The sequence below is a fragment of the Chryseobacterium sp. CS3K3.1 genome, assembly GCF_059515165.1.
Genome location: NZ_JCAKRV010000017.1, coordinates 1 through 21,946, shown reverse-complemented (window position 1 = coordinate 21,946; position 21,946 = coordinate 1). Strand labels below are relative to the sequence as shown.

The 21,946-nt window shown below is 37.2% G+C and carries 13 protein-coding genes; 7 read left to right on the top strand and 6 right to left on the bottom strand.

All coding sequences use genetic code 11. From position 1 onward, the window contains the following. Positions 1–255: 255 nt before the first annotated feature. The 6 genes from AC5YGI_RS15755 to AC5YGI_RS15730 all read right to left on the bottom strand — a co-directional run bounded on the left by AC5YGI_RS15755 (position 256) and on the right by AC5YGI_RS15730 (position 8,986). Entirely contained in the window at positions 256–2,451 is a 2,196-nt protein-coding gene (locus AC5YGI_RS15755) for a peptidase domain-containing ABC transporter (protein ID WP_110010705.1), read from the bottom strand. Positions 2,452–2,641: 190 nt separating this feature from the next. Then, entirely contained in the window at positions 2,642–4,156 is a 1,515-nt protein-coding gene (locus tag AC5YGI_RS15750) for a thioredoxin domain-containing protein (RefSeq protein ID WP_330745224.1), read from the bottom strand. A gap of 1,100 nt (positions 4,157–5,256) precedes the next feature. Then, positions 5,257–6,216, bottom strand: coding sequence for a DUF3810 domain-containing protein (locus tag AC5YGI_RS15745; protein WP_330745225.1), 960 nt, complete (start codon positions 6,214–6,216; stop codon positions 5,257–5,259). A 94-nt stretch (positions 6,217–6,310) separates the two neighbouring features. Then, entirely contained in the window at positions 6,311–7,756 is a 1,446-nt protein-coding gene (locus tag AC5YGI_RS15740; RefSeq protein ID WP_110010708.1) for an MFS transporter, read from the bottom strand. Positions 7,757–7,786: 30 nt separating this feature from the next. Further along, a complete protein-coding gene (locus AC5YGI_RS15735; protein WP_330745226.1) occupies positions 7,787–8,524 on the bottom strand; it encodes a lysophospholipid acyltransferase family protein in 738 nt (245 codons plus the stop codon). A gap of 3 nt (positions 8,525–8,527) precedes the next feature. After that, positions 8,528–8,986 carry a GtrA family protein gene (locus AC5YGI_RS15730; RefSeq protein ID WP_496168963.1) on the bottom strand — a complete coding sequence of 153 codons (459 nt, stop codon included), beginning with the start codon at positions 8,984–8,986 and terminating at the stop codon, positions 8,528–8,530. Positions 8,987–9,351: 365 nt separating this feature from the next. On the opposite strand from AC5YGI_RS15730, the gene AC5YGI_RS15725 reads away from it, so the two are divergent. The 7 genes from AC5YGI_RS15725 to AC5YGI_RS15695 all read left to right on the top strand — a co-directional run bounded on the left by AC5YGI_RS15725 (position 9,352) and on the right by AC5YGI_RS15695 (position 21,592). Further along, positions 9,352–9,615 carry a hypothetical protein gene (locus AC5YGI_RS15725; protein WP_002981716.1) on the top strand — a complete coding sequence of 88 codons (264 nt, stop codon included), beginning with the start codon at positions 9,352–9,354 and terminating at the stop codon, positions 9,613–9,615. An 85-nt stretch (positions 9,616–9,700) separates the two neighbouring features. After that, positions 9,701–10,552, top strand: a complete 852-nt coding sequence (locus tag AC5YGI_RS15720; RefSeq protein ID WP_330745228.1) for a BadF/BadG/BcrA/BcrD ATPase family protein — start codon at positions 9,701–9,703, stop codon at positions 10,550–10,552. A 16-nt stretch (positions 10,553–10,568) separates the two neighbouring features. Next, a complete protein-coding gene (locus tag AC5YGI_RS15715) occupies positions 10,569–12,854 on the top strand; it encodes an NADP-dependent malic enzyme (RefSeq protein ID WP_411414628.1) in 2,286 nt (761 codons plus the stop codon). Between the two features lie 227 nt (positions 12,855–13,081). Further along, positions 13,082–13,666 carry a Holliday junction branch migration protein RuvA gene (gene ruvA, locus AC5YGI_RS15710; protein WP_110010714.1) on the top strand — a complete coding sequence of 195 codons (585 nt, stop codon included), beginning with the start codon at positions 13,082–13,084 and terminating at the stop codon, positions 13,664–13,666. Positions 13,667–13,723: 57 nt separating this feature from the next. Next, complete coding sequence (sov, locus tag AC5YGI_RS15705) at positions 13,724–20,755, top strand: T9SS outer membrane translocon Sov/SprA (RefSeq protein WP_496168996.1); 7,032 nt, start codon at positions 13,724–13,726, stop codon at positions 20,753–20,755. A gap of 107 nt (positions 20,756–20,862) precedes the next feature. Continuing rightward, on the top strand, positions 20,863–21,240 hold the full coding sequence (gene gcvH / locus AC5YGI_RS15700; RefSeq protein ID WP_047098621.1) for a glycine cleavage system protein GcvH: 378 nt from the start codon (positions 20,863–20,865) through the stop codon (positions 21,238–21,240). 25 nt (positions 21,241–21,265) lie between these two features. Beyond that, positions 21,266–21,592, top strand: a complete 327-nt coding sequence (locus AC5YGI_RS15695) for a VanZ family protein (RefSeq protein ID WP_317047533.1) — start codon at positions 21,266–21,268, stop codon at positions 21,590–21,592. The last annotated feature ends 354 nt before the right edge of the window (positions 21,593–21,946 follow it).

Below are 21,946 nucleotides of genomic sequence, written 5' to 3'. Positions count from 1 at the left end.
GCAGTTCCCGTCATACCATGATGGTGGCGAAGTGTCTGCATCCGGCGGGCATTCAAAGTGCTTTATGCGGCATGGTACCCAGCTGCCAAGACACCAGGATCCACAGCAGTTGTTGTCCGGAATAATAACACCTCCGCTGACAAATGTCAAATCTTTTCTCGAAAGTTTTTTAAGATTTTTCATGATTACTATTAGTTTTTATTTTTCCTACTCTGTAAGCTTTTCGGATTCCGCTATATGGTGGCTTTATCTTGGTTAATTTCCTAATTCAAGCTGATTTCTTACCAATCTGTAATATTCTCCTCTTAAGTCTACCAGCTCAGCATGGCTTCCTTCTTCTACCACTCTTCCCTGATCCAGTACAATGATTTTGTCTGCATGTCTTACTGTGGAAAGTCTATGGGCAATCACCACTGCTGTTTTGCCTTTGAAGAACTGCTCAAGGTTTTCCATGATCACTTTTTCATTATTGGCATCCAGTGCAGAGGTAGCTTCATCAAATAAAATATATTCAGGAGCTTTATAAACAGCTCTTGCAATGAAAAGTCTCTGTTTCTGGCCACCACTTACTCCAACGCCCTCATTTCCGATTTTGGTGTTATAACTTAATGGAAGACTTTCAATAAAATCTTTGATATTGGCTATTTCTACAGCACGTCTCAGCTTTTGTTTATCTATATGATCTTCCCCAACAGCAATATTGTTGGCAATGGTGTCATTGAATACATATCCTTCCTGCATGACAACACCGCAATGATCTCTCCAGTATCTTGGAGAAATATTTTTCATATTGGTATTTCCGATTCTGATTTCACCCTGATCAGGATCATAAAACTTCATCAGCAGTTTCAATAAAGTTGTCTTTCCACTTCCACTGGCCCCTACAATTGCTGTCGTTTGCTGATAAGGTATTGTAAGGCTGAGATTTTCAAAAACCGGAACATCGGAACCAATATACCTGAACGACATATCTTTGATTTCAATATCTTGTTTCGGAACATCGGTAACGTATTGCTCATTCTTATCTTCTTCATCATCTTTATCGTGGATTTCTCCCAATCTTTCAAGAGAGATTTTAGCATCCTGTGTCTGCTTGATAAAGTCGATAAGCTGAAGAAGCGGGCTGTTCAGCTGTCCGATGATATACTGAACAGAAAGCATCATCCCCAAAGTAAGGTTTCCGCTTAAAACAAGTTTGGCAGAAAGAAAACTCACCAGAATATCTTTCATCTGATTGATAAAATTACCTCCCACAGACTGCCATTGTTCTAAGGATAGAGATTTTATCCTGATTTTAAATAGTTTTACCTGAAGAAATTCCCAGTCCCATCGTTTTTGTTTTTCAGCATTATGCATTTTGATTTCCTGCATTCCGTTGATAAGTTCGATGACTTTACTCTGCTCCTGAGATACCTGAGAGAATCTCTTGTAATCAAGTTCTTTTCTTTTTTTCAGGAAGAAACTGATCCATCCGATATATAATACTGCTCCAACAAGATAAACAAGGAAAAGCCTGTAATCATAAAACAGTAAGACAATACTGAAAATGATAAGGTTCACCAGTGAGAATAATGTATTCAATGAAGAACTTGTAAGGAGCTGTTCAATTCTGTGATGGTCATTAATTCTCTGCATGATATCTCCTGTCATCCTGGTATCAAAGAAACTTATCGGAAGTTTCATCAATTTAATAAAGAAATCGGAGATGATCGAAATGTTAATTCTTGCTGAAAGGTGGAGAAGAATCCAGCTTCTTATGGTTTCAATTCCCATTCTTCCCAGGAATAACATAATCTGTGCAAGCAAAACTACATAGATAAAATTAATATCCTGGTTCTGGATGCCGACGTCTACAATACTTTGGGTAAGAAAAGGAAATATCAGGGAAAGTAAACTTCCTCCTAAAAGCCCAATCGCAAGCTGTATAACAAGTGTTTTGTACTTTAGAAGATATTTGGAAAGGAATGTAAAACTTGCCTTACTTTCTTCTGCATCAAATTCTGTTTGAAAGAATGCAGGAGTGGTTTCAAGGATCAGGACAATTCCCTCTTCTGTATTTTCGTTGGCATTTTCTCCGATCCAGGACTTGATAAATTCTTCTCTGGTATAAGTGATCAGTCCATAGCTGGGATCTGAAATATATACCTTGTTATTTTTGTCAATTTTGTATACAACAACAAAGTGATTTTTATTCCAGTGTGCCACACATGGAAAAGGTACTTCTTCTTTGAGGGTATTGAAATCGATCTGAACTCCCATTGACCGGAATCCCAGATTTTCTGCGGCATCACTCAGCCCAAGAAGGCTGCTTCCTTCACGGGTGGTTTCGGAAAGGTTACGGATCTGCTGCAGGGATATACTTTTACCATAATACTTACTTACGATCCTGAGACATGTAGGACCGCAGTCTTTAGTATCTGGTTGCTTATAAAAAGGAAATTTTTTTTTCAAAACTACTACTCATTATAAAATGCCGCCAAATTATGGCGACATTTTTGCTTTAATTCAATTATAATTCAATGAAATGGTAAACTGGAAATAGTCCCATTGATCACCGTTTTTCTACTCTTTTACATCTTTTCAGATGGTTATTTTGTTTTTCCTAAGATAGTGAAATTTTTAAATGAAGAAGATTTATTTGCTAAATCTCATCATCCTCGATTAATTCATCAATAAAGAAGGTGATATCTTCGCGATCATACTTATCCGGGAACTGATATCCGTTGATGATAAAGATAGGCGTAAAGCTTAATCCTGCATTACTGTTTTCTTTAGACATCTCTATCAGCGGATCCAGATTTTCTGAATTTACTTTTCCTCCGGAAAGTGCATTGATTTTGTCTTCATCCTTGGTTTCAAACCATTCTTCAACAGCGTGTAAAAACTCTTTTTCAGGTTTGTTATGATAAATATGAGTTAAATCTGAAATAAGCTGTGTATATTTTTCTGGAGCTCTGTCCGGGCTGTAATTGAATCTCATCTGCAATGAAATATCATCGGGGTATTTCTCCAAAAGTCCTTCCACCAACTTATGCGCATCTTTACAGAAACCACAGTACGGGTTGGAAACGATAGAAATGCGAAGCTTGGCATCCCTTTTTCCAACAGCAAAAGTTTCAGTATCCTGAAATTCTATTTTTGGATTTTGTTCCATCTGATTTTTGAAAAGCTCATAGTTTCTTTTGAATCTGAGATTTTTTGCATTCGATTTCTGCAGTGTTTCTTTTTGCTCAAGAAGAGTATTGAAATAAATAACCGCAGAAAATACAAGAGCCCACAGAATGACAGTCAATAAAAGAGTTCCCACACTGAATGACAGGTTCTCAAAAAATAAACTGCTTACTACGATCTGGCCTACAAGAATTGAAATGATCAAAAGACATACTCTGCAGAATGTTTTTTCTACAAATGCCTGAATGTACAGAGAGTACCCGATGGCAAGTACAGAAACGAATGTAAATCCTTTTACAATATAAGCCGTAGCTGGTAAGAACAGACCTAATACAGCGAGTCCTGTAAAATAAATCAGAGAAAAATCTGCAAATTTTAAACCCAGAATACTGGTTTTATCCTGTTTTATAATTTTATCACAGGAATTGGCTGTCGGGCTTGCTGCTGCACCTCCGCCTCCGCATATACTTCCGATAACCGTAGAGGTGTTTCCGAATTTCTGGTTGAAAATTTCCAGAGAAATATAAACTCCTGCTAACGAAAGAAGATTGAATATAGCTTCATAGATGGTTTGGCTTATCAAAGAATAAGCAAGAACGGCAGCAAAAATAATATAAAGGACCGGCTTGAAATTGAATGTCAGTTTGCTTTCTGCATTTTCTGTTTTTTCAAACAATAGTACAAAGTCCGTTGATTTATTATAAAGCTCCTCTTTACCGAAAGTTTTTGCTTTTTCCGAATATACTGAATAATTGCTTCCTGACTTTTTTACAAGAGAGAATGAATTCTCAACAATGGCAATAAATTCCTCCGGAAGTTCGTCCCAATATTCTTTGTCAAGTTCATAAGCGTCATTTTTTACCCCCATAAAGTTGAGTGTGTCACTGAATGCCAGTGCAGATGGGTAATTGGGATGAGAGTTGAACTGGAAAATAAATTCCTGTTTATCTAGTTTTAGATGGTTGATTAGTTTGTCAAAAATCATATTAATATTTTTATCTAAAATACACAGATGTTTTAAATATACAAAAAAAAATCTCCTTTATTAGTGAGATATAAACGGATGTTGGTAGATTTTATTTGATCTTCAGTATTTTATTTCTTGAATCCGGATACGGAAAGCAGTTCTTGGAATATGCCTTTTGTATTATTCTTTGAGTAATTGATGTTTTACTATTTTAAGTGGAATCATTTTAAGAAGGAAAGATCCATTTCCCACAGGCAGGTATTCTAAAGTTTTCATGGTTAAGCGTACATTAAATGTTGCCTGTGGGAAGTAAAAGGATCTTATTAGAAAAAGTATTTCGTGTTTTTACCTGAGACAAAGATGCGTTCATAACTCTGGGAATGCAAGAAAAGCATGCCGGAATTGATCAATTTTGGATAATTTATTATCCGTTCCTGATAGGATTGCATTGTTGGGATGAATTAAGAAAATAAAAAAGTGTAACATTATGCCTTTACAAGAGTACGTACGCAGGGTTCTTTGGTATTTCGATTGATTTTTATGGAAATGTAACAATTGACAATCTTTGCGGACTTTAATTCAACCTGGATTATTTGGCAATAGGGCTGATGCTAAAGAGCCTTTGGCGATCAAATGGTATAATGACAGTTATGTGGAAATTCCTATTTTGAGACAATAAACAGAATCGATATAAAAATGAATGGATTTTTATATCAGAATATCCTGTGATTTTGAAGTTCAGATTTTTAGAAATATCATATAAAATACTGAAGATAACTCCAACTTTAAAACATAAGAAATAATGCTTAGAAGTAATGTTTTTTATGTAAACAAATGTTTTATTTTGTGGTTATTTTATAACTCATATAGTGTTTTATGCCTGTTTTGTTTATTGAATGTCGATGTTTTGTGTAATTTGTAACAAACAGAAATGAACTCAAAAAAACTTAAAAAATCATAAAGTTTTCATAAAGTTTTAAAAAAGGATAGAAATGTTTTTGTATTTATAAAATATGTCGTACTTTTACATCGCCTTGAATGAGGGAACAAGTCAAGGTAATAAATTTTTTTTCATCATTTGTGTTTTTAGAATCGTATCGCCTGATACGATTCTTTTTTTATGTTTTCTCATAGTTCAAGAGAAGATCAATAAAGTAAGAATAGGTAACAGAACCTTCCTGCTGATTACTTTTCAGAAACAGGTTGTTAGTAAATCCAAAGAATTCGTCAAGCCATCCCTGATGCTGAAAAATAAAACTTTTTTCATAAGCACGATCCCTTTTCATAGCCGGGGAATATTGGTGAAGAATATTCTTTACAAACCCAGGATCCTCTTCCACAATATATCTTAAAAGACTTTTTAAAGTGAAAAATTCAGTACTGTATCTCAACTCAGGATTACCGGAGTGAATGCCTATTAAGTACCCTACAAAATTAGCTTCCTGTTCTCTGGCAAAGCCAAGCTGATGTGAACTTTCGTGCGCTGTGGTGAAAGGGATTAAAGTATGAGGCAGCTCAGCATTATACTGGGCTTCAGCTGTAAAAGGATTATAATAGCCTAGAATTCCTGTAAAGCTCATTACATTTTTGAATAAACTAGGCTTGATGTCCAGTATCTCCGGAGCTTTTTTATCGGAAATATAAGAAGGCAGCTTTGTCTGCTGATTCAGGATTTCCTTTTGAATAGATGTAAGGTTAGTGATTATAAATACTCCGTTGCTGTCCTCCTGTACATACTGTCGTGTTGCCTTACATTTTTCAAGGTAAACAAGAGCCAGTTTTTTTGCTTTTCCTATATCCGGCTCATCCTGGCTGGAAAGTTTTTTAATAATCGGGATCTGGAAATACAGCATTCCCCAAAAGATCTGATAAATAAAATAAAAGACATTCATGACGATAAGAATTTTTATCATCGAATCATTCCTTTGATGCTTTTTGAATAAAGTGATGAAACAGTATAAAAGAAAAGCTCCCAGCGCAATATAGATCAAATCCCCGACAGAAAATGGAACCCGGCTGAACATTACCTGATGAACTTCTTTCTGAAATTCAAAAAAGCGTTCAAAAAAAGAAATCATTATTTTGGATTTTGAAAATCCATAAAACAAAAGAAATTGGGCAAGTAATACACCTGCCCAAAATCTCTTTTTCTTATATATATTTGTTGTTATATTAATGACCACTGCCTTTAGATATTTTATCAAGATCAATGCCCTGGGCTTTCAGAATCCCACTTACACGGATCGCATAGAATGCAAGATAAGCAAAACAAATAACCCCTACGATATAACTGAAATGAATATTGGTAATATCTGCAACATATCCCTGTATAACGCTTACAATACCTCCTCCCATAATCATCATGATAAGGTATCCTGAACCCTGGTTCGTATGTTTTCCAAGCCCGTTGATAGCCAATGCGAAGATACACGGCCATAGCGTAGAGCAGAAAAGACCTACACTGGTAAATGCATATACAGATACCATTCCTGTAGTGAACATCCCTATAAGTAGAGCGGTGATCCCTGCCAGAGAGAAGATCAGAAGCATTCTTGCCGGGTTTCCTTTGCTTAAAATATCACAGATAATCATTGCGATAATGATAAACCCATATACATAGAACGGAGAAAGATCATGATCGGCAATAGCGTTTACCAGTAAAAATACACCGAATGCAAGATAAGGAGCTAAGAATCTTAGGATCTTTTTGAATCCTGCATTTACGTCAAATGCTTCTACAGCACCTGTCCAACGGCCAATCATTAATGATGCCCAGTATAAAGAGATGTAAGGTGCTACCTCTTTCGTTTCAAACCCTAAGCTTTTTTCCATATACGCCGGAAGGTTACTGGCTGTGGAAACTTCTACCCCTACATAGACAAAAATAGCGATCATTCCCATCACCAGCTGAGGATACTGGAATGCTGACTTTCTATGTTCTCCCGGAGTTGCATCATCGGTGTCCTCAGTGTTTGTTGGAGTCACCGCAGGAAGAGAAGAGAATTTAAGCATTAAAGCTACCAGAGCAAAAGCTGCTCCTAATATCAGATAAGGTGTTTTTACGCTTTCTATACTTGCTTCCGTGTTGGCAGCACTTGCAGATCCAAAAATAGCAAATGCAACGATAAGCGGTCCAATAGTAGTTCCTAAGTTATTAATCCCTCCTGCCATTGTTAGCCTCTGAGATCCCGTTTCTGTAGGGCCTACTTCAATAGCAAGCGGATTAGCAACAATCTGCTGAAGAGAGAATCCTAAACCTACAATAAATAATCCTGAGATCATTAAAGGGAAAGAATGCATATTGGCAGCCGGGTAGAACAATAAGGTTCCCAATGCGGAGATCAGAAGCCCCACAATAAGACCATTCTTATATCCGATTTTATTGATCAAATCCTGTTTAAGGCTCTTTGATACAAGCATATAAATTAAAGAACCTACAGTATACGCTACATAAAAGCATATCTGTACAAGCATACTTTCAGTTTGGGATAGATTGAAGGCTTTTTGAAAAACAGGGATCAGAATATCATTACTGGCTGCTACAAATCCCCAAAAGAAGAATACAGTAACCAACGGAATGAATTGGGCCCAATTGGTTTGTTTAGAATAATTTGACATATTTATTATAGATTTCACAAACAAATATAACTATTTCCTTTCAACGGAATACCTGATTAAGGTTTTTTTTATTGTCTCATAAGCCTCTGCTTTTGAGTCTTTTGGCGAATCTGAAGGCTGAATGATGCCATTGAAATATACCTTTACCCTTCCGGGAAAGCCCTTTGAGTTTTCAAAAGGGAACATTTCTTTAAGTCCCACAAAGGTATAAACAGCGATAGGAGAGTGATGTTTTGAAGACAGTATAAACGCACCGTCCTTAAAATCATCCAGGATAATAGAAGTGTCGTCCGGCACACCGCCTTCAGGAAAAATCGCGATACTGTTGCCTTCTTCCATCTTCTCTGCACATCTTCGGTAAACATCTGCACGGCTTTTTGCACTCGCTCTGTCTACCATTACACATATCCTTTTATATATAGTTCCGAAAATAGGAATCTTAACCAGTTCTTTTTTTCCTACAAAACAGATCGGATGATCAGGAAACAGAATACATACAAGCATGATATCCATAATAGATGTATGGTTGGAGATAAAGACATAAGGGATATTTTTATCTTTTTCCTGTTCCGAAAGTTTAATCAGGTCATATCTGAAACCCATTCCGTAGAACATTCCGAAACACCATAGCCTGACCAGTTTATAGCCGTATTTATAATGTTTTTTATTAAAGGATAAAATATAGACCGGGATCCCAATAATAACTGTCAGAAAAAATGCCAACAGCAGCAACCAGAATCTCCAGAGATAATTTAAAATTTTTGTCACAGCCTAACCGTTAAAAATTACTTTCTTTTTTATCGAATAATTCAGAATGGAAACCAGCAATATTGCTGCAATTTTACTGATCATTTCCGGGCTCAAGGTATAAAAAAATAAATTGATATTATCTTTAAATACGAAATTGTAAAATATCTGGAAAAAACCTAAGCTGAGTAATGTTGAAAAAAAAGATACCACCATAAAATAAGCAAATTCTTTTCTCTTCGAATGTTTTCCCCTTTCAAACACAAACCAGATGCTCAGAAAATAATTGGTAATAATCCCGCAGCTCGTGGAAAAAATGTTGCTTAAAGGATAGTGTACTCCGTAGAAATTGGTTTCCTTTACAAAGAAGTGCGGAAGATAGGTGCTGAAAATTTTAAAGCTTCCTATTTCTACAATGGCACTCAGTCCTCCGGCAATGATGAAGAACAAAACCTGTTTCTGGCGTAAGAGTATTTCTTTCATTTAATAAGTATAAAACTAAACATCTTTGTACATATCAGGCAGCCAGCCGGGTAGATCTATCTCTCATCATATAAACACCTTAGAAAATTTCTTCTGTTTATAACGGTTTTGAAATCCCAGCAGTTATATCGCTTCACAATATGAATATGCAAATTTATAACTATATGTTAAACACTGAAAAAAGTTGTTAAAATATTTTTTTTAATAAAAATTATTTCTAATTTTAATATTCAGAATGATGTAATAAAGACCTGATAATAAATTCATTTTCAACTCCTTGTGTTGATGGTTTTTTCTATCTTGTAGTGCACGGTTAAGAGCATATACTCCAACTTTTTTATGACCCAATTATTAATAATATTTGTATGAAACGTCAAAACAAATACAGAAAATTCCAGCTTCAACAGAAAAATATTGAGGCTCTTGAGAAAGAAAATTCCCGCTTCAAAAGAGTGTATTCAGAGTATGAAAATATGTCAAACGAATTGTGGAATCTTGAAAACTCCACTGGCGAGCCGGTGCCTGATGATTTTATCAATGCAATGGAACTACAGACTTCCTATCTTGAAGATGAAATAGAAGATTGGCTTTTACAATTCAACGAAAAAAAAACACAAATCAAACATTAATGATTTTAGACAGCTTCCAGGTTGTTTTTAAATGCTAATTGAAGATAAATTCATAATTTAGCACCCTTAAATTAAAATCTAAAATATGGTTGCTATTGTAGATAGTGGTTCTACTAAAACGGATTGGGTAATTCTTGATGACTTTAAAAAAGTTTTTCTGAAAACAGAAACCATCGGTTTCAATCCGAATTTTATCAACAGAGAACTTATCGCTCCTGAAATACAGAAAAATAGCAATCTGATATCGGTTAAAAATTCAATTACCAAAGTCTTTTTTTATGGTTCCGGATGCGGAGTGAAAAAAAACTGCGAAACCATAGAAGAAGAGTTGACAAAAGTTTTTGGAAAAGCAGAGATTATTGTGAAGGAAGATCTGATGGCTGCAGCCTATGCCGCATACAGTGGAAAACCTGCAATCGTGTGCATTCTCGGCACAGGATCTAATTCCTGTTTTTTTGACGGTAAAAATGTGAAGATAGAATTGCCTTCGCTGGGATTCCTGATCGGGGACGAAGGAAGCGGCAGTGCTATCGGAAAGCAGCTGGTACGCAGATACTTTATGAAAAAACTGCCTGCGGATCTTCATAAAGAATTTGAAGCAGATTATCAGCTTACCGTAGAAGATGCATTGAAAAATATGTATCATACTCCAAGACCCAATGCATATCTGGCGAATTTTACCAAATTTGTAATCGAAAGAAAAGATCATCCTTATTTCAAAGACATGGTCTTTGAAGAAATGAAAAGTTTCTTTGAATACCAGGTTCTTCCTTATGAGGAGGCGCATGATGCCGAGATCAATTTTATTGGCTCTATCGCTTATTATTATGAAAATATACTACGTTCTGTAGCTGCAGAACTTAATTTAAATGTGGGACATGTTGTGCAGAAACCAATTGAAAGCTTAGTAGATTACCACATTAAATATATACTTTAACAAAAAACAAAATTTTATGTCAAGTAACAACAATCGTGACGAAAAGAACTTTAGCCAGGCAGCGCTAGATTATCATAAAGCAGAACCCAAAGGAAAAATTGAAGTTATCCCATCAAAGCCACACTCTTCCCAAAGAGATTTATCATTGGCTTACTCTCCGGGAGTAGCGGTTCCTTGTATGGAAATTCATGATAAGCCGGAAACTGTATATGATTATACAGGAAAAGGAAACCTGGTAGCAGTAATTTCTAACGGTACTGCCGTACTTGGACTGGGAGACATCGGTGCTGAGGCTTCAAAACCGGTAATGGAAGGGAAAGGACTATTATTCAAGATCTTTGCAGATATCAACGTTTTTGATATTGAGATCGATGAAAAAGATCCGGATAAATTTATTGAAATCGTAAAAGGAATTGCTCCTACTTTCGGAGGAATCAATCTTGAAGATATTAAAGCTCCTGAAGCTTTTTATATAGAACAGAGACTGAAAGAGGAGTTGAATATTCCTTTGATGCACGATGACCAGCACGGAACAGCCATTATCTCAGCAGCTGCATTGATCAACTCTCTGCAGATTGCCAATAAAGATATTGATAAAGTAAAAATGGTGGTGAATGGAGCTGGTGCTGCAGCTATTGCATGTACCAAACTTTATATTTCTTTAGGACTGAAAAAAGAAAATGTCCTGATGTGTGACAGTAAAGGCGTAATCAATCATAAAAGAGAAAACCTTACTCCTGAAAAATTAGATTTCATCGCTCAGACAGATATTGAAACATTGGAAGATGCTGTAAAAGGATCTGATGTTTTTGTCGGATTGTCAAAAGGAAATGTAATGACTCCTGAGATGTTAATGAGCATGAATGAAAATCCAATTGTATTTGCTCTTGCCAACCCTGATCCGGAAATTGCTTATGACCTTGCGCTGGAAACCCGTAAAGATGTGATCATGGCAACAGGAAGAAGTGATTATCCTAACCAGGTAAACAACGTATTGGGATTCCCTTATATCTTCCGTGGAGCATTGGATGTACAGGCTACAGGAATTAATGAAGCCATGAAACTGGCTGCTGTACACGCTATTGCTGATCTTGCAAAAGAACCGGTGCCGGAAGCTGTAATTTTGGCATACAATGTTCAGAACCTTCAGTTTGGAAGAGAATACTTCATTCCAAAACCATTTGATAACAGACTGATCACAAAAGTATCAAGCGCTGTGGCAAAAGCAGCTATTGAAAGTGGTGTTGCCAGAAAAACCATAACGGATTTTGATGAATATGAGCACCAGCTTTTAGACAGAATGGGCAGAGATGAAAGATTGGTAAGAATGATGCAGAGCCGTGCAAAATCCAATCCGAAAAGAATTACCCTTGGAAATGCTGAAGAATATAATGTATTGAAAGCTGCCCAGATTCTTTATGAAGAAGGAATTGCTTACCCAAGCCTTTTAGGAGATAAAAAATACATCAAGGAGCAGATGGAGCGTTACGGAATTACTCTGGATGTTCCTATCATTGATCCAAGTGATGACGATCAGAAAGAAAACAGAAAAAAATACAGAGAAACCCTTTGGAAACTTCGTCAGAGAAAAGGAATGAACGAGTACAAAGCGAAAAGATACGTACGCCAGAGAGACTATTTCGGGCCTTTGATGCTGAAACATGGAGATACAGACGGACTTATCGTAGGATTCTCTAAAAACTATACTTCTGTTTTACGTCCTGTTTTAGAAGTGATCGAAAAAGATAAAGGAGTAGATAAAGTAGCGGCCATGATGATGATCTTGTCTGAAAAGAAACCTATTTTCTTCGCAGATACTTCGATCAACCAAAACCCTACAGCAGAAGATCTTGTGAATATTGCTAAAATGGCAGAATTTACAGTAAAATCTTTTGCGATTGAACCAAGAATTGCAATGCTTGGATTTGAAAACTTTGCTGCGATTTCTGAAACTTCCAAGAAAGTAGCGAAAGCAGTAGGAATCCTTCATGAAAAATATCCGAAAATGGTTGTGGATGGTGAAATTCAGCCGGATTTTGCAATGAATGCAGACCACCTGAGCGATTATCCATTCTCAAAATTAGGAACTACACCTGCCAACACATTCATCTTCCCGAATCTGGAAAGTGCAAACCTTTCCTATAAAATCCTGAGAGGAATGAAAGTAGCCCAGGTAATCGGACCTATCCTAATGGGATTAAAACAGCCGGTACATGTGCTTCAGATGCGTTCAAGCGTTGATGAGATCGTAAACCTTGCTACCATTGCTGTTCTTGATGCTCAAAGAAGAGAGAAGAAATAATACAGAACAGATGGCATCACTGGAAAGCAATAATCCATCTTTCTTATTTCAAAATTGACACTTTAAACCGTGTACAGATAGTAAAAAGACTCCATATTTTGGAGTCTTTTGTTTTTCTGTTAATTCCTTGAATTCTTATTTAAAATTTAAGTTAAAAATCATTCGTACATCAAATGAAAACATTAATTAGTTTAAATTGCTATATTTGGGAGTTTTAAAAATTAATAATGATATTTTCTTTACAAGGCACTGTTCAAGAACTTACGCCTACTTACGCTGTCATCAATGTTCAAGGAGTTGGTTACTACGTGGGAATCAGTCTGATGACCTCACAGACGCTGGTTTTGAATCAGCAGACCTTTTTATTTATTCAGCAGATCATTCGTGAAGATGCTCATCTTCTCTTTGGATTTAACACACGTTCAGAAAAAGAAATGTTCAATCTGTTAATAAGCGTTAATGGAGTAGGAGCTGTTTCAGCATTGATTCTGTTGTCAACATTGAGCCTTGATGAGATTGCTTCGGCGATACTTTCCGGAAACAGTGCATTGATCCAAAAAGCAAAAGGAATTGGTGCAAAAACTGCCGAAAGGATTATCGTCGATCTTAAAGATAAAGTACAGAAATACAGCGATCCAAACGCGAACATTTCTGTGATGGTGGATAATAAAATTAAGGAAGAATCGTTATCTGCATTAGAAGTTTTAGGAATTCCTAAACGAACAAGCGAGAAGATTGCGGATAAAATTATCAAACAAAATCCAAACATCTCGGTAGAAGAATTGGTTAAACAAATCTTAAAAAACATTTAACATTTGGTGGCGAATATTAAGCATCTTAACATATTTTTGTTCCTGTCGTTCCTGTGTATGTCTGTAAATGCCTTTGGGCAGGCACAGAAAGATACAGCGATCATAAGAAAACAATATGAAGTGGCCGACCCTACGAGGTATGAAGCCTATTACGACATAAAAACCGGGATGTACTATGTATATCCAAAAATCGGAAATACCATTACAGGTCCTCCTACAGCCATGTCTCCGGAAGAGTATAAAGAATATATGCTTGCCAGCCAGACAAAAGCCTATTACAAGGAGAAATCCGATAAATATAATCTTCTCTTCAGAAGAGACAGATCTGATGCCAGAAAGAAAGGGCTTATTCCTTCATTACAGATCAACAACAAGCTTTTTGAAACCATTTTTGGTGGTAATAAAATTGAAATCATCCCTTCAGGATACGCATCCCTGGACTTTGCAGGACTTTACCAGAAAATAGATAACCCAATGATCCTGCCTCAGAACAGGACCAGTTTTACCTTTGATATCGATCAGAGAATTCAGTTGGGATTATTGGGAAAAGTAGGGGAAAACTTACAGTTAAAGGCTAATTATGATACCCAGAGTGGTTTTGCTTTTGAAAACAGGATGAATCTTGTATGGCAGGCAAAAGGAAGCTGGAAAGATCTTCAGAGTAAAGGTCTTGGGAATGTAGATAAACCGAATGAAGGAGGAGAAGATAAAATCATCAAAAGAGTTGAATTTGGTAACGTAAACATGCCGCTTTCAACCAGTCTTATCCGAGGTTCCCAATCACTGTTCGGGGTGAAAACAGAATTCCAGTTAGGAAAAACATTTGGAACCGTAGTTCTTTCCCAGCAACAGGGAGAGGCTCGTAATATTGTAGTACAGGGAGGTGGTGTGATGAACAATTTTAAAGTCAATGCCATTGACTATGAAGAAAACCAGCACTTCTTTATAGGACATTATTTCCTGAACAAATATGATGATGCCTTACTTAATTATCCGCAGATCAACTCAACCATCAACATTACCAGAATGGAAGTCTGGGTATTGGATCAGAGTAACAGTAATCTGGCTTACCAGAAAAGTATCATCGGGATCAGGGATCTGGGCGAAGGCCCCGGCGGAGTAACGCTGCCGGATAACTCGTTGAACGGATTGTATGATGAAGTATCACAAGTAGCCGGAACAAGAGAAGCTGGGAAAAATTACAATGCTCTTTTTCAGGGGCATGTCTTCCCGGGAACACCTACTCCCTACAATAACGGAGAAGAATTTGTTCTTGCTACAAAAGCGAGAAAACTGAATGCCAATGAATTTATCTTCCAGCCACAGCTTGGTTATATTTCATTAAATCAAAAACTGAATGACCAGCAGCTTTTAGCCGTTTCGTACTCTTATACTGTTAATGGAAGTAATAAAGTATACAAAGTAGGGGAATTTTCTGAAGAAAGTCCTGTGTTGATCACTAAAGTTTTAAGAGCAAATAACAAGGTGAACACTCAATCTCCGATGTGGGATCTGATGATGAAGAATGTCTATTCTATGGATGCAGGACAGGTATCTCCGGATGGCTTTATCCTTAATGTATATTACAGAGATCCAAAAACCGGAGGTAAAGTAAACTATCTTCCGGATACTCCTGTAAAAGATCAGAATTTATTGAAGTTATTTAACTGGGACCGTCTCAATATGAACGGCGATATCCAGAACAATAAAGACGGAAGCAAAGGTGATGGTATTTTCGACTTTGTGAATGGGATTACCATAAGGCCGGAAACCGGAAGGGTTATCTTTACCAAAGTGCAGCCTTTCGGTAAGTATCTGGAATCAAAATTGGGTACAAGTGATCCTCAATACGTTTTTCAGGATCTTTATACCAAACAAAAGCTGCAGGCATCCGCCAGTAATCTTGCACAAAGGTATACCATGGAAGGGCGTTACAAAGGTGTTCAGGGACAAGGTATTTCTTTAGGAGCTGTAAACGTTCCTCAAGGATCAGTAAAAGTAGCAGCGAACGGAGTACAGCTTACGGAAGGTGTAGACTATACGGTAGATTATATGCTCGGTACGGTTACGATCATTAATGAAAATGTAAAACAGTCCGGACAGGCCATCAATATTTCACTGGAAAACCAGTTGACCTTTAATACCCAAAGAAAAAGATTCTTAGGATTAAACTTAGAAAGAAGATTCAGTGAAAACTTTATCTTGGGAGGAACGGTGATCAATTACTCAGAATCTCCATTGACTCAAAAAGTAAACTTCGGGCAGGAAGCGGTAAACAATACCATGGCAGGGATCAACCTGATGTACAACAATCAGGCTCCTTATCTGACAAGACTTACCAATAAACTTCCGATGGTAAAAACTGAAGCTCCATCCAACTTAAACTTTAAGATGGAAGCAGCTTACTTATTACCTGGATTGAATAAAGGAACAAACAACCAGTCTTACATTGACGATTTTGAACAAACAACCTCTAAAATATCATTAAAAGAGCCGGCAGCATGGAGCCTTGCTTCAAAACCGGAAAAAAATACTTTACCGCCATTTAATACGGTACCGGGAAATGATGATATAACAAGCGGATATGGAAGAGGACTTTTAACATGGTATAATATCGACCCTAGATTCTGGGGAGTCGGAGGAAAAGCTCCTGCAGGAATTACACCACAGTCTGTATCCAATCATGCTTCCAGAAGAGTACAATATTCGGAGATTTATAATAACAGAGATTTCGTAGCAGGAGAACAAACCTTTACGAATACTTTTGATATCTCTTATTTCCCGAAAGAAAAAGGACCGTACAATGTAAACCCATTGACAGAACAACCACAAAGCAGATGGGCAGGGATTATGAGATCCATCAGTGTTCCCAACTTTGTTACTTCAAACATTGAATACGTTGAATTCTGGATGATGGATCCTTACGCAGATGGTAAAACACTGGGTACTGATCCAAAACTATTACTTCATTTAGGAAACGTTTCAGAAGATGTATTGAAAGATGGAAAAATGCAGTATGAAAACGGATTGCCAACTCCAGGTACACCATCTTCTACGACGAATTCAAATTGGGGAGTACAACCAAAACAGCCGCCAATCTTATATGCATTCTCTACAGAAGGAGAGGATAGGAAAGTACAGGATGCCGGATATGATGGTCTTACTTCTGATCAGGAAGCGATGAGATTCGGAAATACATTTGTAAACCCGGTAACCAATATTGCTGACCCTGCAGTGGATGACTTCGTATTCTATCTTTCTGATAAATTTACAGGAAGCCAGGCTGCTTCAGTGGTGGAACGATACAAATATTTCAGAAACCCTGAGGGGAACTCAGAAGCAAACTCTCTGAATGTAGCTTCGCAAACTCCGGATGCTGAAGATATCAACAAAGATTACAACCTGGATCAGACTGAAAATTATAACCAATATGTTATAAAGCTTGATCAGCCAAGTTTGTCACTGGGAACGAATAATATAGTAGATGTAAAAACAGTAAAAGCAACATTCCAGAACGGACAGTCTTCAGATGTTAAATGGTACTTGTTTAGAATTCCTGTAGCAAATTATGATAAAGCTGAAGGAACACACGAAGATGAAGTATTAAATAACGTAAGATTTGCAAGATTGATGCTTGCAGGATTTGATCAGACATCTACTTTAAGATTCGGAACAATGGATCTTGTAAGATCAGACTGGAGAAAATATACCAGTAACATTGCCAGCACAAATATCCCAGGTTCAGGAGAGGGTGTAGGCGTTGTTACAGACCCGAATTTTGAGGTAGGAAGTGTGAACATTGAAGAGAATGCATTGAATCAACCTCCATATGTATTGCCTCCGGGAATTGACAGACAAGTGTTAAGTGGAAATGCGGGTGCTCAAAGACAGAATGAAGCTTCACTTTACATGAAAGTAAAAGATCTTAAGACGGAAGCAAGAGGAGTATTCAAAAATACAACGTTGGATATGAGAAGATACAAAAAACTTAAGCTTTTTGTACATGCTCACGACCCATCCAATGTTATTACTGGAATTGATGAGAAAACAAAATTCTTTATTCGTTTCGGAAGCGATGCTACAGATAACTATTATGAGTATGAATCATCTTTAAAAATGACTCCTACTACTGCCACTGCTCCTATGGAAATCTGGCCAATGGAAAATGAAGTTGATTTTGATGTTCAGAACTTTGTAGATGCTAAAATCAGAAGAGACAAATCAGGGGTTGCTATTACAAATAGAACCGTTGACACAGGATATCAGGAACCTTATAAAAATATTTATATCAAAGGTAGACCAAGTTTAGGTAATATTACCACCATTATGATTGGGGTGAGAAATTCTGACACAAGAGGTGGATCTGCTATAACAAGAGTTCTATGGGTAAACGAAATCCGTCTTTCTGAAATAGAAAATGATGGAGGGTATGCAGGAAATGCCAGCTTAAACTTCAATATGGGAGACCTGGCAACAGTGAATGCCAATGCTTCTTATACATCGGTTGGTTTCGGGAATATAGACTCAAAACCTGCGGAAAGAACTCAGTCTACTCAATCAGCATTCAGCATCAATACGGCGATCAATGTAGATAAATTCCTTCCGGAAAAAACAGGGGTGAAAATTCCTTTAAACTATTCTTACTCACAGACTATTGAAGATCCAAAGTACAATCCTCTGGATACCGACGTGGAATTCAATAAGGCTCCGAACAAGGATCAGTTGAAAAAAGTAGCGAGAACCTATACTCAACAGAGAAGTATTGGAGTCGTTAACATGCATAAGGAAAGGGTAAATCCAAATAAAAAGCCTAAATTTTATGATATTGAAAACGTATCAGTAACTGCTGTTTATAACGATGACTATTTCAGAGATATCTATACCAAGAGAAATTACAGACAGTATCTGAGAGGGTATATTGATTATAACTACACCTTTAAACCGTGGGTACTTAAGCCTTTCAATAAGATGATCAGTGATACGGCAAAATCGACAAAGTATCTGAGATGGGTAAAAGAATTCAATATTAACCCTATTCCTACAAGAATCTCTTTCAGAACTGAAATCGACAGAAACTACAACGAGCTTGAGTTCAGAAATGTGGAAGCAATTCTTAATGGTGATATGAACAGTAATTTCGATGCCATCAGAAACAGAAACTTCTTCTTTGGATGGCAGTATGGATTAGGATTCAATTTTACAAAATCATTAAAACTGGAAATCAATTCCGCAACCAGAACATTAAATGACAATCTGGATGTAAATTCGATGGACAGCAAATCGATTTTCGGAAATATATTCAGAGCAGGAAGGCCGGTATTGTATAATCACAGAGCACAGTTAAACTATAAGCTACCATTCCAATATTTGCCTTATCTGGATTTCATTGATGCAGAAGTAGGATATGGATTTACTTATAACTGGGCGGCGAGGTCTACTTCATTGCTTGGATTTACTGATCCTAATACAAATCAGACCGCAAGTCTAGGATCTGTTGGGCAGAATACCAATGTGATTCAGGCAACAGCTTCTGCGGATCTTCCGAAGTTCTTTGGACAGTTTAACTATTTCAAAAATATTAATGCCAAACTTCAGAAACGCAGACAGGAGATGGACTCTCTGAATAATGTGTATGCGAAACAATGGGAGAAAAACAGATACAGATATAAGAAATATAAATTTAAGAATAAGCTTACGCCACTTCAAAGTGCTGCATTCTTCTTAACTTCTTTCAAACAGCTAAACGTAAGTTATAACGAAACGAATGGTACCGTACTTCCGGGATTAATATCAGCACCAAACTGGTATGGATACGGACAGACATTGGGAGGTCCGACACTGGGATTCCTTTTAGGATCACAGGCAGATATCAGAAGAACAGTAATGGAAAACGGATGGGTAAGTAATTCAAATTATATGACAGATCCGTATGTAAGAATGTCGACCAAAGAGTTGAGAGCAGACCTACAGGTGATGCCTATGAATGACCTGAGAGTAGATCTTAATGTGTTGCATACCTTCAACAGTAACTTCTCGCATACAGGATTTAACTATACCAATGGTGGTGTTCCTGATACGGATTTTACATTTGCCAGCGAAATGATAACGTATTCCAATACTACGTCGCTTCTCAGCACATCATTTAAAGATGGGCAAGCAATTTACCAGGCGATCAGAGAAAACGCAAGAGCGCTTTCTCAACAATTGGGAGGTCCTGGGGCAGTATTGGATAATAACGGATTTGCAAAGCATTATAGCATTGGAAATGCCTATGTATTAATCCCAGCCTTTAGAGCAGCGATGGAAGGAAAATCTGTGTCACCTATGGGCAACCCTAAAAAGGCAGGATTCCCATTGCCAAACTGGAGAATTACCTATTCTGGATTAAAAAATATCCCTATCATCAGCGGGCAGTTCACAAAGTTCGATATCTCACATGCCTATACTGCTACGTATACAGCAACAGGTATTCAAAGTAACGTAGATTATCATGGTAACCCGAACGGATCTTATCAGACGGTGGATGATGCCGGTAATGTGAAAAAAAATGATGGAGATAAGATTAACCCATATACATTCGCACAGGTGGGATATGTAGAATCTTTCTCACCGCTTATAGGAGTAGATGTTACTATGAGAAACAATATGCAGTTTGGAATACAGTATAACAGAACCAGAATGATGGTACTGGGATTAGTCAACCAGACACTTACCGAAGATGCGAATACAGAATATGTAGTAAGACTTGGTTATATTGTCAGAAACTTCAGACTAGGAACAGCCAACATCAGAGGAAGAGGAACAAGAGGAAAAGGAAGTGATCTTAACATCAGAGGAGATATTTCATTAAGAGACAGTAAAACATCCATTATGAATATCCTGTTGAATGATGCTCAGGTTACCGGAGGACAAAGATTGATGAACATCAAACTTTCAGCAGACTACAATGTCTCCGAGAATCTGAACCTGAGAGTATTCTACGAACAGATGACCTCAAAATATAAGATCTCCACAGCATTCCCGCTGTCTACGGTCAGAGCAGGTATCTCAGCCACATTTACATTCGGAGATTCGGGTGGTGGATTCTAAAAATAATACAAACATAAAAGTCCTTCAGTTTTGAGGGACTTTTTTTATATCCAATATTTGAAACTACTATATTTTTGAATACATTTGTACAAAATAAAAATTTAAAAATGAACACACCATCAGAATTAAAGTACACGAAAGATCACGAATGGATCAAGATCGAAGGTAACGTTGCTACAATCGGTATTACAGACTTCGCACAAGGAGAACTTGGAGATATCGTTTACGTTGATGTAGATACTGTAGATGATGATCTTAATGGAGGAGACGTTTTCGGAAGTGTAGAAGCAGTAAAAACTGTTTCAGACCTGTTCTTACCTATCTCAGGAAAGGTTATTGAATTTAATTCAGAATTAGAAGATCAGCCTGAACTGTTAAATACAGATCCTTATGGAGACGGATGGATCATCAAATTGGAAATTGCTGATGGGGCAGATCAGTCAGAGTTACTTTCTGCAGATGATTATAAAGCGATCATTGGATAAGATTTCAAAAATATTTAGTAAGATACTGCCCATTTATTGGGCATTTCTTACTTATATGCTTCTCAAGCCGGGAGAAGAAAACCATGAATATTGGTTCATGTTCAGCGGTATCGACAAGGTTTTGCATGTAAGCATATTCGCAGCATTGGGTTTCTCTTTCATTGCTGCATTTCCCAAAATAAAATTCTCATACTTTGTCCAGATCATCCTTCTTTATGCTTTCCTCACCGAAATCCTGCAGGAAGAAATGGGATTGGGAAGATCGATGGAAACTTTAGATATCGTAGCTGATACCATTGGATGCTTATTAGGATACTATACCTATAAGCTATTAATTAAGCGTTTCTTTTAACACGCCTTTCAAATCATCACGATTTTATATCCATTTTTTATTCTCTCTTCACCAGTATATTTAAACTTTTTCACTCTCCAACGCTCCAACTCTCCAACCCTCCAACTCTCGAACTTTATTAGGAGCTATTTCCTGCTATCCATTCATACTCCTCGCGCCCTCGCACTCCCACGCTCTCACCCTGAGCAAAGCCGAAGGGCCTCCACACCTAAAACCTACCCTCCGACGCAAGCTGCGGGGTAACCATTACTATCAGGGCTAGGATAGGAGTCGTTAATGATGAGTGATGAGTTTCGGGTTTCGGGTTATTGAGTTGCGAGTTTCGGGTGTTTAGGTAGAAAAGGAACATTGGTA